We start from the raw sequence: 14,320 nt of genomic DNA, 5'->3' as shown, positions 1-14,320 counted from the left end.
GTAAAAGATACGGATAATGGATCAATTCGCCAAAGAGACTCTGCCAATCTCCCTAGAGGAGGAAATGCGCCGTTCGTATCTCGATTACGCGATGAGCGTGATCGTGGGGCGTGCGCTTCCCGATGTTCGCGATGGCCTGAAGCCGGTGCACCGGCGCGTGCTGTACGCCATGCACGAGCTCAACAACGACTGGAACCGGGCTTACAAGAAGTCGGCGCGTATCGTCGGCGATGTGATCGGTAAATATCACCCGCACGGCGATACGGCTGTCTACGACACCATCGTCCGGATGGCGCAGGACTTTTCGCTGCGCTACATGCTAGTGGACGGCCAAGGCAACTTCGGTTCGGTCGACGGCGACAACGCCGCGGCCATGCGGTACACCGAAATCCGCATGGCGAAGATAGGCCACGAACTGCTGGCCGACATCGACAAGGAAACGGTCGACTTCACGCCGAACTACGACGGCAGCGAAAACGAACCGGCCATTCTGCCGGCGCGCATCCCCAATCTGCTGATCAATGGCTCGTCCGGCATCGCGGTCGGCATGGCGACCAATATCCCGCCGCACAACCTCAACGAGGTCGTTGACGCGTGCCAGCATTTGCTCAAGAACCCGGAAGCCACGATCGACGAACTGATCGAGATCGTCCCCGCGCCTGATTTCCCGACCGCCGGCATCATCTACGGCGTGGCCGGCGTGCGCGACGGCTATCGCACGGGCCGCGGCCGCGTGGTGATGCGCGCGCTCACGCACTTCGAGGAAATCGATCGCGGCCAGCGCATGGCGATCATCGTCGACGAGTTGCCGTATCAGGTGAACAAGCGCTCGCTTCTGGAGCGCATCGCCGAACTGGTCAACGAAAAGAAGCTCGAAGGCATCTCCGACATCCGCGACGAGTCGGACAAGAGCGGCATGCGCGTCGTCATCGAACTCAAGCGCGGCGAAGTGCCCGAGGTGGTGCTCAACAATCTGTATAAGGCCACCCAGCTCCAGGACACGTTCGGCATGAACATGGTCGCGCTGGTCGATGGCCAGCCGAAGCTGCTGAACCTGAAGGAAATGCTGTCGTGCTTCCTGTCGCATCGCCGGGAAGTGCTGACGCGGCGCACTGTATACGAACTGCGTAAGGCTCGCGAACGCGGCCACGTGCTCGAAGGCCTCGCGGTGGCGCTCGCCAACATCGACGAGTTCATCGCGATCATCAAGGCCGCGCCAACTCCTCCGATCGCCAAACAGGAATTGATGGCGCGTCCGTGGGATTCGTCGCTGGTGCGCGAGATGTTGGCGCGTGCCGAGACGGAAAACGCGTCGGCCGGTGGTCGCGAAGCCTATCGTCCGGACGGATTGAATCCGTCCTTCGGCATGCAGTCCGACGGACTCTACCGTCTCTCCGATACCCAGGCTCAGGAAATCCTGCAGATGCGTCTGCAACGCCTGACGGGTCTGGAGCAGGACAAGATCATCGGCGAGTACCGCGAAGTAATGGCGCAAATCGCCGACTTGCTGGACATTCTGGCCCGCCCGGAACGCATTACGGCGATCATCGTCGACGAACTGACGTCGGTCAAAGCCGAATTCGGCGACGCGCGCCGCTCGAAGATCGAGTTGAACGCAACCGAGTTGAACACCGAAGATCTGATCACGCCGCAGGAAATGGTCGTGACCATGTCGCATACCGGCTACGTGAAATCGCAGCCGTTGTCCGAATATCGCGCTCAGAAACGCGGTGGTCGCGGCAAGCAGGCCACTTCCATGAAGGAAGACGACTGGATCGACACGCTCTTCATCGCCAACACGCACGATCACATTCTGTGCTTCTCGAATCGCGGCCGTGTTTATTGGGTCAAGGTCTACGAAGTGCCGCAGGGTTCGCGGAATTCGCGCGGCCGGCCGATCGTCAATATGTTCCCGCTGCAGGAAGGCGAAAAGATTACGGTCGTGCTGCCGGTCAAGGAGTTCTCGGCCGACAAGTTCGTGTTCATGGCCACCGCCTTGGGAACGGTAAAGAAGACCCCGCTGGAAGCCTTTAGCCGACCGTTGCGCAAGGGTATTATTGCGGTCGGTCTGGATGACGGCGACTACCTGATCGGCGCGGCCATCACGGACGGCCAGCACGACGTGATGCTGTTCTCCGATTCGGGCAAGGCGGTTCGCTTCGACGAGAACGACGTGCGGCCGATGGGCCGTGAGGCGCGCGGCGTGCGCGGCATGCAGCTCGAAGACGGCCAGAGCGTGATCGCGCTGCTGGTGGCGGGCGACGAGCAGCAGTCGGTGCTGACCGCAACCGAGAACGGTTTCGGCAAGCGCACCCCGATCACCGAGTACACGCGTCATGGGCGCGGTACGAAGGGCATGATCGCAATCCAGACGTCGGAGCGCAACGGCAAGGTCGTCGCCGCCACGCTGGTGGACCAGGAGGCGCAGATCATGCTGATCACGACTACTGGTGTGCTGATCCGCACGCGTGTGTCGGAAATTCGAGAAATGGGACGCGCAACCCAAGGTGTTACACTCATCAGCCTTGACGAAGGGACCAAGCTTTCAGGTCTGCAACAGGTTGCTGAGGCGGAAGCGGATGTCGATGTGGAAGCCGACGTCGAAGGTCCAGCCGAAGGCGACAACGGCGGTGAAAATGGCGATGCGGTTTAATCCGTGTCGCGGCCTTCAGTCTCAGTAACGAGTTGAAAGCTGCGCGGAGAATAATGGCGTGTCGGGCCGATACGCGTCTCGCGCAGCTCGCAGTTCAAGTTCATTTCTATTAGGGAGTAATGATGCAAAAACGATTCAAACAACTGATGTTGCTGGTTGCTTTCGTGCCGACCCTTGCCATGGCTCAAGCGCTTCAGAGCCAGGCTCCGGCGGCGCCGGCTGCTGCCGCGGCACCGGTTGATCCGGCCAAGCAGGCTGCCATCAAGGAACTGCTGGACGCAATCGACGCGCAGAAGCTCGTCGGCGCAATTGGCAACAGCGCGCAGATGCAAGCCAAGCAACTGGTTCCGGCCATCCTGTCGGACGCCCTGAGCGAAAACAAGACGATGACGGACAAGCAGAAGCAGGCTTCCGTCCCGGCGCTGCAAAAAAATGCGGTGCCGAAGCTGGTTGACGGCGCGGGCCAGGTGTTCGCAACCGACAGCTTCCGTCAGGACGCGATGCAAGCTCAATACGACGCATACGCGAAGTACTACAGCACGTCGGAAATCAAGGACCTGACCGCGTTCTACAAGAGCCCGACCGGCCGCAAGTTCATCCAGGTGCAAGACCAGGTTGGCCGCGACGTCGTGAACGGTCTCATGCAAAAGTACATGCCGCAATCGATCAAGGCAACGCGTGACCAGGCCGACAAGGAAGTCGCTTCGGTCAAGCCGGCGAAGTAAGCCTGCCAGGCGAGCTAAAGGTCGAAAGGCTGCGCTGATGTCGCGCTAGCCGCCGCCCGGCAAGCTATACGGCATGCGGGGTTTGGCGGGTTGGCGGCGACAATGCGATAATGGCTGTTTGCGCACAAGCGCGAACGGCCATTTTCTTTTCGGCGCGGAATTATTGGCGATGCGGTCGTCAGGATCGCGTTGTCAGCTTCATGATGGTTGCCTTCGCGGCTCCCAGCTTCGCCGTTTTTTTGCGCGATTTCCCGTTTTCGCGCCTGCTTCCAGGATCTCACGATGCGCGTCTTTAATTTCTCCGCGGGCCCCGCGGCCATGCCAGAAGAAGTGCTGCGTCAGGCTGCCGACGAGATGCTCGATTGGCAAGGCAGCGGCATGAGCGTGATGGAGATGAGCCATCGCGGCAAAGAGTTCATGTCGATCCACGAGGAAGCGCTCGTCGATCTGCGCGAGTTGCTCGAGGTGCCGGCGAGCCATCGCATCCTGTTCCTGCAAGGTGGCGGTCTGGGTGAAAACGCGATCGTGCCGATGAATCTGATGGGCGCAAAGCCGCGTGCGGATTTCGTCGTCACCGGCTCGTGGTCGCAAAAGTCTTTCAAGGAAGCGCAAAAGTACGGCACCGTGCATCTGGCTGCGAGCGGCCAAACGGCCGACGGTTTCACGCGCGCGCCGAAGCGTTCGGAATGGCAGTTGTCGGACGATCCGGCTTATGTGCATCTGTGCACGAACGAGACCATCCACGGCGTCGAAACTTTCGAAATTCCCGATCTCGGCGATATTCCGCTCGTGGCCGACGCATCGTCGCACATCCTGTCGCGTCCCATGGACATCGCCAAGTACGGCGTGCTCTTCGGCGGTGCGCAGAAGAACATCGGCATGGCGGGCGTGACGGTCGTGATCGTGCGCGAAGACATGCTCAATCGCGCGCAAGCGATTTGTCCGTCGGCATTCGAATGGAAGATCGTTGCCGAGAATAATTCGATGTATAACACTCCGCCCACCTATGCGATTTACGTCGCGGGGCTGGTGTTCAAGTGGTTGAAAAAGCAGGGTGGCCTAGCCGCGATAGAAGCACGCAACCTCGAAAAATCGAAGCTGTTGTATGACGCGATCGATTCGAGCGGCTTCTATCTGAACAAGGTCGAGCGCGGCTCGCGCTCGCGGATGAACGTACCGTTTTTCCTCGCTGACGAGTCGCGCAACGAAGATTTCCTGGCCGGCGCGAAAGCGCGGGGAATGGTGCAGCTAAAGGGCCACAAGTCCGCCGGCGGCATGCGGGCGTCGATTTATAACGCTGTCCCGCTCGAAGGCGTCAAAGCGCTTGTCGAATACATGAAGGAATTCGAACAGCGCAGCGCCTGAAACTGTCAGGATATTCAGGCGCGCGCATCTTTCCAGCAGCTACCGGCAAGGCCGTTTTCAAGCATGGACGACGAACTCAATACCCGACTCAAACCTCTTCGCGAACGTATCGACGAGATCGACGCGCAACTCATTGCGCTCCTCAATCAGCGCGCGGCGGTGGCGCTCGAAGTGGGCGAGGTGAAGAAGCACTTCAACGCGCCGGTGTTCCGCCCGGAGCGCGAACAGCAGGTGATCGCGCGCTTGCAGGACATGAGCGAGGGCCCGCTCGCGAGCGAGCATATCAGCGCAATCTGGCGCGAGATCATGGCCGCGAGCCGCGCGCTCGAAAAGACGATCAAGGCTGCGTATCTGGGGCCGGTCGGCACCTATAGCGAACAGGCGATGCACGAGTACTTCGGTCAGTCGATCGAAGGCCTGCCTTGCCCGTCGATCGACGAAGTGTTTCGCTCGGTCGAGGCGGGCGCCGCGGAATTCGGCGTCGTGCCGGTCGAGAATTCCACCGAAGGCGCGGTGTCGCGCACGCTCGATCTGCTGCTGCAAACCCAGCTGACGATCGGCGGCGAACTGGCTTTGCCGATTCACCACAACCTGTTGACGCAAAACGGCGATCTCGCGGGCGTGACGCGCGTGTGCGCGCACGCGCAGGCGCTCGCTCAGTGCCAGCGCTGGCTCGCGACGAACGCACCGCATCTGGAGCGCCAGGCGGTGTCGAGCAACGCGGAAGCGGCGCGCATGGCGGCAGAAGATCCCACCGTCGCGGCCATCGCCGGCGATCGGGCGGCAACGCACTACGGTCTGCAAGTCGCGTATGCGCAGATCCAGGACGACCCGCACAACCGCACCCGCTTCGTGATGATCGGCAAGGAGCGCACGGGCGTGAGCGGGCATGACCAGACGTCGCTGATCGTTTCGGTGGCGAACGAGCCGGGCGCGGTGTTCAAGCTGCTCGAGCCGCTCGCTCGCCACAGCGTTTCGATGACGCGTTTCGAATCGCGTCCGGCGCGCGTCGGCACGTGGGAGTACTACTTTTACATCGACGTCGAAGGCCATCGGGACGATCCGTCGGTCGCCGCCGCGCTCGTCGAGCTTGGCGAGAAGGCCGCGTTCCTGAAGATCCTGGGCTCGTACCCGCGGGCCCGATAGCTTCAAACGGCGCTCAGCGGCATTGCAAGGTCAAACCGCATACTCATTAGCTAATAACCGTTCGGAGATTTCATGACAGCGTCTTTCGGTCCTTCCTATGTGCGCGCGATTGCGCCCTACGTCGCAGGCAAACCGATTTCGGAAGTGGCGCGTGAGTTCGGCCTCGATGAAGCGACCATCGTGAAACTCGCCTCGAACGAGAACCCGCTGGGCATGCCGGAATCGGCGCAGCGCGCAATGGCGCAGGCAGCCGGCGAACTCGGCCGCTATCCGGACGCGAATGCGTTCGAGCTGAAGGCGGCACTGAGCGAACGCTACGGCGTGCCGGCCGACTGGATCACGCTGGGCAACGGCAGCAACGACATCCTTGAAATCGCGGCGCACGCGTTCGTGGAAAAGGATCAGTCGATCGTCTACGCGCAGTATTCGTTCGCGGTCTACGCGTTGGCCACGCAAGGCGTGGGCGCGCGCGCGATCATCGTGCCCGCCGTCAACTACGGTCACGATCTCGACGCGATGCTCGCGGCTATTACGAACGACACGCGCCTGATCTTCGTCGCCAATCCGAACAACCCGACTGGCACGTTCATCGAAGGTCCGAAACTCGAGGCGTTTCTCGACAAGGTGCCGCGCAACGTGGCGGTCGTACTCGACGAGGCGTACACGGAATATCTGCCGCAAGCCAAGCGCTACGACTCGATCGCGTGGGTGCGCCGTTATCCGAACCTGCTGGTGTCGCGCACGTTCTCGAAGGCGTTCGGTCTGGCGGGCTTGCGTGTCGGCTTCGCGATCGCGCAGCCTGAGTTGACCGATCTGCTGAATCGTCTGCGTCAGCCGTTCAATGTCAACACGCTGGCGCAAGCCGCGGCGATCGCGGCGCTGAACGACACGGCGTTTCTGGAAAAAAGCGCGGCGTTGAACGCGCAAGGCTATCGCCGTCTGACCGAAGCGTTCGACAAGCTCGGTCTCGAGTATGTGCCGTCGGACGGCAACTTCGTGCTGGTGCGCGTCGGCAACGACGACGCGGCCGGCAACCGTGTCAACCTCGAATTGCTGAAGCAGGGCGTGATCGTGCGGCCGGTGGGCAACTATGGTCTGCCGCAATGGTTGCGCGTCACGATCGGCCTGCCGGAAGAAAACGAAGCGTTCCTTGCGGCGCTGGAAAGAACGCTCGCCACCGCCTAAGCGGTAATCCTTGACCCGCGCGCCTCATTGGCATCAAGGCGCGCTTTTTCTGTGACCGACGTGGCCGCGTTTTCTTTTAACAAGCTGGTGATTTTTGGGGTCGGCCTGATCGGCGGATCGCTTGCGCGCTCGCTGCGCGAGCGGGGCGCGGCGGTGGGCGCGCGCGCGGTGATCGGTGTCGGGCGTTCGGCCGCGTCGAGCGCGCGGGCTTTGGAACTCGGTGTGATCGACGGCGCCGCGGCGTTGAATGACGACGCCGCGTTGCGTGAAGCGCTGTCCGGCGCCGATTTCGTGCTGCTCGCGGCGCCCGTCGCGCAGACGCAGCCGTTGCTCGAGCGCATCGCGCCGTTTCTCGACGCGGCCACGATCGTCACCGACGCCGGCAGCACCAAGTCGGATGTCGTCGCGGCGGCCCGCGCGGCGCTCGGCGCGCGCATCGGCCAGTTCGTGCCGGGGCATCCAATTGCCGGCCGTGAAGCGAGCGGCGTCGATGCGGCATTGCCCGACCTGTATGTCGACCGCAATGTCGTGTTGTGCCCGTTGCCGGAGAACGCGCCCCAAGCGGTGGAGCGCGTTGCGGCGATGTGGCGTGCCACCGGCGCCGTCGTGCGTGACATGACCCCGGCGCAGCACGACCGCGTGTTGGCGTCGGTCAGCCATTTGCCGCATGTGTTGTCGTTTGCGCTCGTCGAGCAGATTCTCAATTCGCCCGACGCCGCGTTGAAATTTTCATTCGCCGCCGGTGGTTTCCGTGACTTCACGCGCATCGCCGCGTCGAGCCCGGAAATGTGGCGCGACGTGTGCGTCGCGAATCGCGCCGCGTTGCTGGATGAACTCGACGCCTACACGGCGGTGCTCGCGCGCTTGCGCGCGGCGATCGAAGCCGCCGACGGCGCCGCCCTCGAAGCCGTGTTCGCGCGCTCGCGCGTGGCGCGCACCGAATGGCAGGAACAGCGCGCTGCGGGCGTGAGCAACAGCGACGCGTCGAAATAACCGGAACTGGACACAATCATGGAATTCCTCGATCTCGGACCATTTTCCCGTGCGTCCGGCACGATCCGGCTGCCCGGCTCGAAGAGCATTTCGAATCGGGTGCTGCTGCTCGCCGCGCTTGCCGAAGGCGAAACCACGATTACGAATCTGCTCGACTCCGACGACACGCGCGTCATGCTCGAGGCGCTCGAAAAGCTCGGCGTGCGTCTGAAGCGCGAGGGCGACACGTGCGTCGTGACCGGCACGCGCGGCGCATTCACGGCGCGCACGGCTGATCTGTTCCTCGGCAACGCCGGCACGGCAGTGCGTCCGCTGACCGCGGCGTTGGCCGTGAACGGCGGCGACTACCGCATTCATGGCGTGCCGCGCATGCACGAGCGGCCGATCGGCGATCTGGTGGACGGTTTGCGGCAGATCGGCGCGAGGATCGACTACGAAGAGAACGAAGGTTATCCGCCGCTGCGGATTCGCCCGGCGCAGATTTCGGCCGAGGCGCCGATTCGCGTACGCGGCGACGTGTCGAGCCAGTTCCTGACTTCGCTTCTGATGACGTTGCCGCTTCTGCGCACCGAAAGCGGCGTGAGCACCGTGCAGGTGGACGGCGAGCTGATCTCGAAGCCGTACATCGAGATCACGATCAAGCTGATGGCGCGCTTCGGCATCGAGGTCGAGCGCCACGGCTGGCATCAGTTCGTCGTTCCGGCGGGGCAGCGATATCAGTCGCCGGGCACGATCATGGTGGAAGGCGATGCGTCGTCGGCGTCGTATTTTCTCGCGGCCGGCGCACTCGGCGGCGGGCCGCTGCGGGTGGAGGGCGTGGGGCGGGCCAGTATTCAGGGCGACGTCGGCTTCGCCGATGCGCTCATCCGGATGGGCGCGAACCTGCAGATGGGCGACGACTGGATCGAGGTGCGCGGCGTCGGCCACGACAACGGCAAGCTCGAGCCGATCGACATGGACTGCAACCTGATTCCCGACGCGGCGATGACGATCGCCGTCGCGGCGTTGTTCGCGGACGGCACGACCACGCTGCGCAATATCGCCAGCTGGCGCGTGAAGGAAACCGACCGGATCGCCGCGATGGCGACCGAACTGCGCAAGGTCGGCGCGAAGGTGCAGGAGGGCGAGGATTTCCTCGTCGTCACGCCGCCTGAAAAGCTGATTCCGAACGCCGCGATCGACACCTACGACGATCACCGCATGGCCATGTGCTTCTCGCTGGTGAGCCTCGGCGGCGTGCCGGTCCGGATCAACGACCCCAAGTGCGTCGGCAAGACGTTTCCTGATTATTTCGAGCGCTTTACCGCGCTTGCCCAACCCTGATTCGACCCGAATCGACTGACGTGCGACTTTTTCGATGAAACCGACCCGTCCCTTTCACCAGACGCCCGTCATTACGATCGACGGCCCGAGTGCCTCCGGCAAAGGCACCGTGGCCGCGCTGGTTGCCGCGAGCCTCGGCTTCCACCTGCTCGACAGCGGCGCGCTGTACCGGCTGGCGGCGCTCGCGAGCGTGCGCTACCACATCGCGGCGGATGATCCCGACGCCCTTGTAAAACTCATCGACGATCTGCACATCACGTTTCGCGAGGGGCTGGCGCAACTCGACGGTGTCGACGTTTCCGCCGACATCCGCGCCGAAGAGGTCGGCAGCCGCGCTTCCGCGATCGCTGTGCACGCACCCGTGCGAGCCGCGCTGGTGGCGCGTCAGCGGGCGTTCCGCAAGGAACCGGGGCTGGTTGCCGACGGCCGCGACATGGGCACGGTGATCTTCCAGGACGCCGTGCTGAAGGTATTCATGACCGCCAGCGTCGAGGCCCGCGCGGCGCGACGACATAAGCAATTGATCCAAAAAGGGTTTTCTGCTAATATAGATGACTTGCTCCGGGATTTGCGTGAGCGCGACGAGCGTGACAGTCAGCGCATTGCCGCGCCGCTCAAGCCTGCAGCGGATGCAAAGCTGCTTGATACCTCCGCATTGTCGATCGACGAGGCGGTTGAGCAAGTGGTGCAGTGGTACGAAGCGTTAGTCCCGCATGCCTGATGAATGTACGCATTGTGCATAAGCAGCGGGCGCAGTAGAAGTAGCGTAATCAGTAGGTGCTCCGCGATCGTCGTGGAGCGTGTTTTAACCCTTTAACCCCGCGTGGCATTCGCCTTCTTCGCCGAAGTTGCTGACCGTCCGGCCAGCCGGCCAGCCGGGCACCGCGAGAACCATGCAAATTTTGATTTTTATGTCCGACCTGCAAACCTCTACCCCGAATACCGAATCTTTTGCGGCTCTGTTCGAAGAGTCGCTGACCAAGCAAGACATGCGCGCCGGCGAAGTGATTTCCGCCGAAGTCGTGCGTGTCGACCACAACTTCGTGGTCGTCAACGCTGGTCTCAAGTCCGAAGCCTACATCCCGCTCGAAGAGTTCCTGAATGACGCGGGCGAGGTAGAAGTGCAGGCGGGCGACTTCGTTTCCGTCGCGATCGACGCGCTGGAAAACGGCTATGGCGACACGATCCTGTCGCGCGACAAGGCGAAGCGCTTGGCTTCGTGGCTGTCGCTGGAAAAAGCGCTCGACAACAACGAACTCGTGACCGGCACGATCACGGGCAAGGTCAAGGGCGGCATGACCGTCATGGTCAACGGCATCCGCGCATTCCTGCCGGGCTCGCTGGTCGATACGCGTCCGGTCAAGGACACGACCCCGTACGAAGGCAAGACGCTGGAATTCCGCGTCATCAAGCTCGACCGCAAGCGTAACAACGTCGTGCTGTCGCGCCGTGCCGTGATCGAAGCGACCCAGGGTGAAGAGCGCGCAAAGCTGCTCGAAACGCTGAAGGAAGGCGCGATCGTCGAAGGCGTGGTGAAGAACATCACCGACTACGGCGCGTTCGTGGACCTCGGCGGTATCGACGGCCTGCTGCACATCACCGACATCGCATGGCGTCGTGTGCGTCACCCGAGCGAAGTGCTGTCGGTTGGCCAGGAAGTCACCGCGAAGATCCTCAAGTTCGATCAAGAGAAGAACCGCGTTTCGCTGGGCATCAAGCAACTGGGCGACGACCCGTGGGAAGGCATCTCGCGCCGTTACCCGTCGGGCACGCGTCTGTTCGGTAAGGTCACGAACATCACCGACTACGGCGCATTCGTCGAAGTGGAATCGGGCATCGAGGGCCTCGTCCACGTGTCGGAAATGGACTGGACGAACAAGAACGTTGCACCGTCGAAGGTTGTTCAGCTGGGCGACGAAGTCGAAGTCATGGTTCTCGAAATCGACGAAGACCGCCGCCGTATCAGCCTCGGCATGAAGCAGTGCAAGCCGAATCCGTGGGACGACTTCAGCCGCAACTTCAAGAAGGGCGACAAGCTGCAAGGCGCAATCAAGTCGATTACCGACTTCGGCGTCTTCATCGGTCTGCCGGGCGGCATCGACGGTCTGGTTCATCTGTCGGACCTTTCCTGGAGCGAAACGGGCGAAGAAGCGGTTCGCAAGTACAAGAAGGGCGACGAAGTGGAAGCGATCGTTCTTGGCATCGACGTCGAGAAGGAACGCATTTCGCTGGGTATCAAGCAGCTCGAAGGCGACCCGTTCAGCAACTTCGTTGCAATGAACGACAAGGGTTCGATCGTCGACGGCGTGGTCAAGACGGTGGACGCGAAGGGTGCAGTGGTTCAGCTGTCGGCTGAAGTCGAAGGTTACCTGCGCGCTTCCGAAATCGCACAAGACCGCGTGGAAGACGCTCGCAACGTGCTGAAGGAAGGCGACAAGGTCAACGCGATGATCATCAACATCGATCGCAAGTCGCGTGGTATCAACCTGTCGATCAAGGCCAAGGATTCGGCTGAACAACAGGAAGCGATCCGCGGCCTGGCTTCGTCGGATTCGGGCTCGGCTGCCACCGGCACGACGAACCTCGGCGCGTTGCTGAAGGCCAAGCTCGACGGTCAGAACCAGTAATTGAGGAGCGCCCCCAACCCTGTCGTTTCGTACCAGTCCCGCAAGGGGACGACCTGCGGAACGGAAAAATTGGGGGCGGCCCGGCGTTTTCTTAAGAGGTCTGCTGCAGTATGACCAAATCGGAATTGGTCGCCCAGCTGGCTACGCGATTCCCGCAGCTTGTACTCAAAGATGCGGACTTCGCGGTGAAGACGATGCTTGATGCGATGTCGGAGGCGCTTGCCAAAGGTCATCGCATCGAAATTCGCGGCTTCGGCAGCTTCGGTCTCAACCGTCGTCCTTCCCGTGTCGGGCGTAACCCAAAGTCGGGCGAGAAGGTGCTGGTACCCGAGAAACACGTACCGCATTTCAAACCGGGCAAGGAATTGCGCGAGCGGGTAGATCGCCGTGCGGGAGAGCCGCTGAAGGCTGAAGAGCCGGACGACGATCTCTAAATGCCAGGCTGGGTGATAAGCAGCGTGGCCTTGGTAGCGTCAGCGGCTAGAGCCAGTCGGCAAAAAACAGAAAAGCGCCTTCGGGCGCTTTTTTTTCGCCCACCGCAAAATAAACCTCGCGTAAGCCCACAATCGGCCAGTTCCTGCCCAGCCGCGAGGGCTTCAATTACAATACGGGTCACTTCGGCGCGGGCAACACCGTGGCGCGACGCGTCATCAAGCCGGCGTCACCCCGCAACTGCCGTCAAGAGACCTATTCATGAAATTTATCGTTTGGCTGATCCGGGTGCTGGTGTTCGTGCTGCTGCTGGTGCTCGCGCTCTCCAATACACAACCTGCTACGCTGAATTTCCTCGCTGGCTACGCGTGGTCGGCGCCCTTGATCCTGATCGGCCTGGCGTTCTTCGTGGTGGGGCTGGTGGCCGGGCTCGTGTCGTCGCTGCCGGCCATGCTGCGCCTGCGCATGGAAAACGGCCGGCTCAAGCGTGAGTTGCGCGTGGCGCGCGAGGCCCCGGTGGTGGTCGAACAGCCGCCCATGCCGCCGCTGATCTAAGTTGTCTTCCGCCGCGCGCCTTGGTGGGCGCGGCTTTCCGTTTTCGCTTTCCCGCACGTTTGCATCAATCGCATGGATCTAGACTTCTGGTGGCTGCTGGTCATACCCGTCGCATTCGCGTTCGGCTGGATGGCTGCGCGCTACGACCTCAAGACGCTGCTGTCGGAAAGCGCCAACTTGCCGCGCTCGTATTTTCGCGGCCTGAACTTCCTGCTCAACGAGCAGCCGGACCAGGCGATCGACGCCTTCATCGAAGTCGTCAAGCTCGATCCGGAAACGATCGAGTTGCACTTCGCGCTCGGCAATCTGTTTCGCCGCCGCGGCGAAACCGACCGCGCGATCCGCGTGCATCAAAACCTGCTGAGCCGTGCCGATCTGCCGGTCAGCGAGCGCGATCACGCGCTCTACGAACTGGGGCAAGACTTTCTGAAAGCGGGCCTGCTCGATCGCGCCGAGGAAACCTTCCGTTCGCTCGAGACCGGCGACTATGCGCTGGGCGCGCAACGCGCGCTTCTCACCATCTACGAAATCGAGAAGGACTGGATCAAGTCGATCGACACCGCGCGTCATCTGGAAACCATGGGTTCGGAATCGCTCGACAAGGAGATCGCGCAATTCCATTGCGAACTCGCCCAGGAAGCGCTGCAACAGCAAAACCCGGATGAGGCGCGCCGACAACTCGGCCTCGCCTTGAAAGCGAATCCGACCAACGTGCGCGCCACGATCCTGTTCGGCGATGTCGACGCGGCCGGCGGTGCGCAAGAAGCGGCCATCGCGCAGTGGCGGCGCGTCGAGGAGCAGAATCCGGCGTATCTGCCGCTCGTCGCCGAAAAGCTGATGAAGGCTTACGATGCGCTCGGCCGTCCTCAGGACGGCGCCGACCTGCTCACCACGTGGGTGGACCGCTATCCCTCGAACGACCTGCTCGACGTCGCGTATCAGCACGTCGCGTCGCTGCGCGGCCCCGATGCGGCGCACGCGCTGGCACGCTCGCAGATGCAGAAGTCGCCGAATCTCGCGGGCATGACGCGTCTTCTGGAGGCACAGCAAGCCGTCGCCGAAGAGCCGCGGCGCAGCGAACTCGAACTGATGCGCACGCTGATTCGTCAGCGCACCAAGAATCTGCCGCGCTACACGTGCCAGAATTGCGGTTTCAGGGCGCGGCTATTCTATTGGCAGTGCCCCGGTTGCAGCGGTTGGGAAACCTACGCGCCGCGTCGAGTCGAACCGATCATGACATCGAACTGACGCCCCGACGGGGGCCGTGCCAACGTCGTCGGTGTCTACGTGGGTGCGGCAGCCATCTCGCCGCGCGC

12 protein-coding genes are annotated in these 14,320 nt (G+C 62.2%); all 12 read left to right on the top strand.

What is annotated here, in order from left to right; genetic code table 11:
* Window positions 1–16 precede the first annotated feature (16 nt).
* The 12 genes from gyrA (at window position 17) to lapB (ending at window position 14,252) form a co-directional block, all read left to right on the top strand.
* A complete protein-coding gene (gene gyrA, locus CUJ90_RS13665; RefSeq protein ID WP_073427161.1) occupies window positions 17–2,653 on the top strand; it encodes a DNA gyrase subunit A in 2,637 nt (878 codons plus the stop codon).
* A gap of 122 nt (window positions 2,654–2,775) precedes the next feature.
* Window positions 2,776–3,378: a DUF2059 domain-containing protein gene (locus tag CUJ90_RS13660; protein WP_114163562.1), complete on the top strand. Its 603-nt coding sequence runs from the start codon at window positions 2,776–2,778 to the stop codon at window positions 3,376–3,378.
* A gap of 282 nt (window positions 3,379–3,660) precedes the next feature.
* On the top strand, window positions 3,661–4,743 hold the full coding sequence (gene serC, locus CUJ90_RS13655; RefSeq protein WP_114163027.1) for a 3-phosphoserine/phosphohydroxythreonine transaminase: 1,083 nt from the start codon (window positions 3,661–3,663) through the stop codon (window positions 4,741–4,743).
* 63 nt (window positions 4,744–4,806) lie between these two features.
* Window positions 4,807–5,889: a prephenate dehydratase gene (gene pheA, locus CUJ90_RS13650; RefSeq protein ID WP_073427163.1), complete on the top strand. Its 1,083-nt coding sequence runs from the start codon at window positions 4,807–4,809 to the stop codon at window positions 5,887–5,889.
* A 72-nt stretch (window positions 5,890–5,961) separates the two neighbouring features.
* Window positions 5,962–7,074 carry a histidinol-phosphate transaminase gene (hisC, locus tag CUJ90_RS13645; RefSeq protein WP_114163026.1) on the top strand — a complete coding sequence of 371 codons (1,113 nt, stop codon included), beginning with the start codon at window positions 5,962–5,964 and terminating at the stop codon, window positions 7,072–7,074.
* A 51-nt stretch (window positions 7,075–7,125) separates the two neighbouring features.
* The gene (locus CUJ90_RS33230) at window positions 7,126–8,067 is read left to right on the top strand and encodes a prephenate dehydrogenase (protein WP_244219925.1); all 942 of its coding nucleotides are present in this window, start codon (window positions 7,126–7,128) and stop codon (window positions 8,065–8,067) included.
* A gap of 18 nt (window positions 8,068–8,085) precedes the next feature.
* Window positions 8,086–9,390, top strand: coding sequence for a 3-phosphoshikimate 1-carboxyvinyltransferase (gene aroA / locus CUJ90_RS33225; RefSeq protein ID WP_244219924.1), 1,305 nt, complete (start codon window positions 8,086–8,088; stop codon window positions 9,388–9,390).
* Window positions 9,391–9,424: 34 nt separating this feature from the next.
* Window positions 9,425–10,111, top strand: coding sequence for a (d)CMP kinase (cmk, locus tag CUJ90_RS13635; RefSeq protein ID WP_114163025.1), 687 nt, complete (start codon window positions 9,425–9,427; stop codon window positions 10,109–10,111).
* 172 nt (window positions 10,112–10,283) lie between these two features.
* Window positions 10,284–12,017, top strand: a complete 1,734-nt coding sequence (gene rpsA, locus CUJ90_RS13630; protein WP_073427168.1) for a 30S ribosomal protein S1 — start codon at window positions 10,284–10,286, stop codon at window positions 12,015–12,017.
* A 110-nt stretch (window positions 12,018–12,127) separates the two neighbouring features.
* Window positions 12,128–12,451, top strand: coding sequence for an integration host factor subunit beta (locus tag CUJ90_RS13625; protein ID WP_073427169.1), 324 nt, complete (start codon window positions 12,128–12,130; stop codon window positions 12,449–12,451).
* Window positions 12,452–12,710: 259 nt separating this feature from the next.
* The gene (locus tag CUJ90_RS13620; RefSeq protein ID WP_073427170.1) at window positions 12,711–13,004 is read left to right on the top strand and encodes a LapA family protein; all 294 of its coding nucleotides are present in this window, start codon (window positions 12,711–12,713) and stop codon (window positions 13,002–13,004) included.
* Window positions 13,005–13,076: 72 nt separating this feature from the next.
* On the top strand, window positions 13,077–14,252 hold the full coding sequence (gene lapB, locus CUJ90_RS13615; protein ID WP_114163024.1) for a lipopolysaccharide assembly protein LapB: 1,176 nt from the start codon (window positions 13,077–13,079) through the stop codon (window positions 14,250–14,252).
* Window positions 14,253–14,320: the final 68 nt, after the last annotated feature.

The organism is Paraburkholderia terricola, assembly GCF_003330825.1.
Lineage (GTDB): Bacteria > Pseudomonadota > Gammaproteobacteria > Burkholderiales > Burkholderiaceae > Paraburkholderia > Paraburkholderia terricola.
Note: the sequence above shows the minus strand (reverse complement) of the source record. Positions and strands in the feature narration are given on the sequence as shown.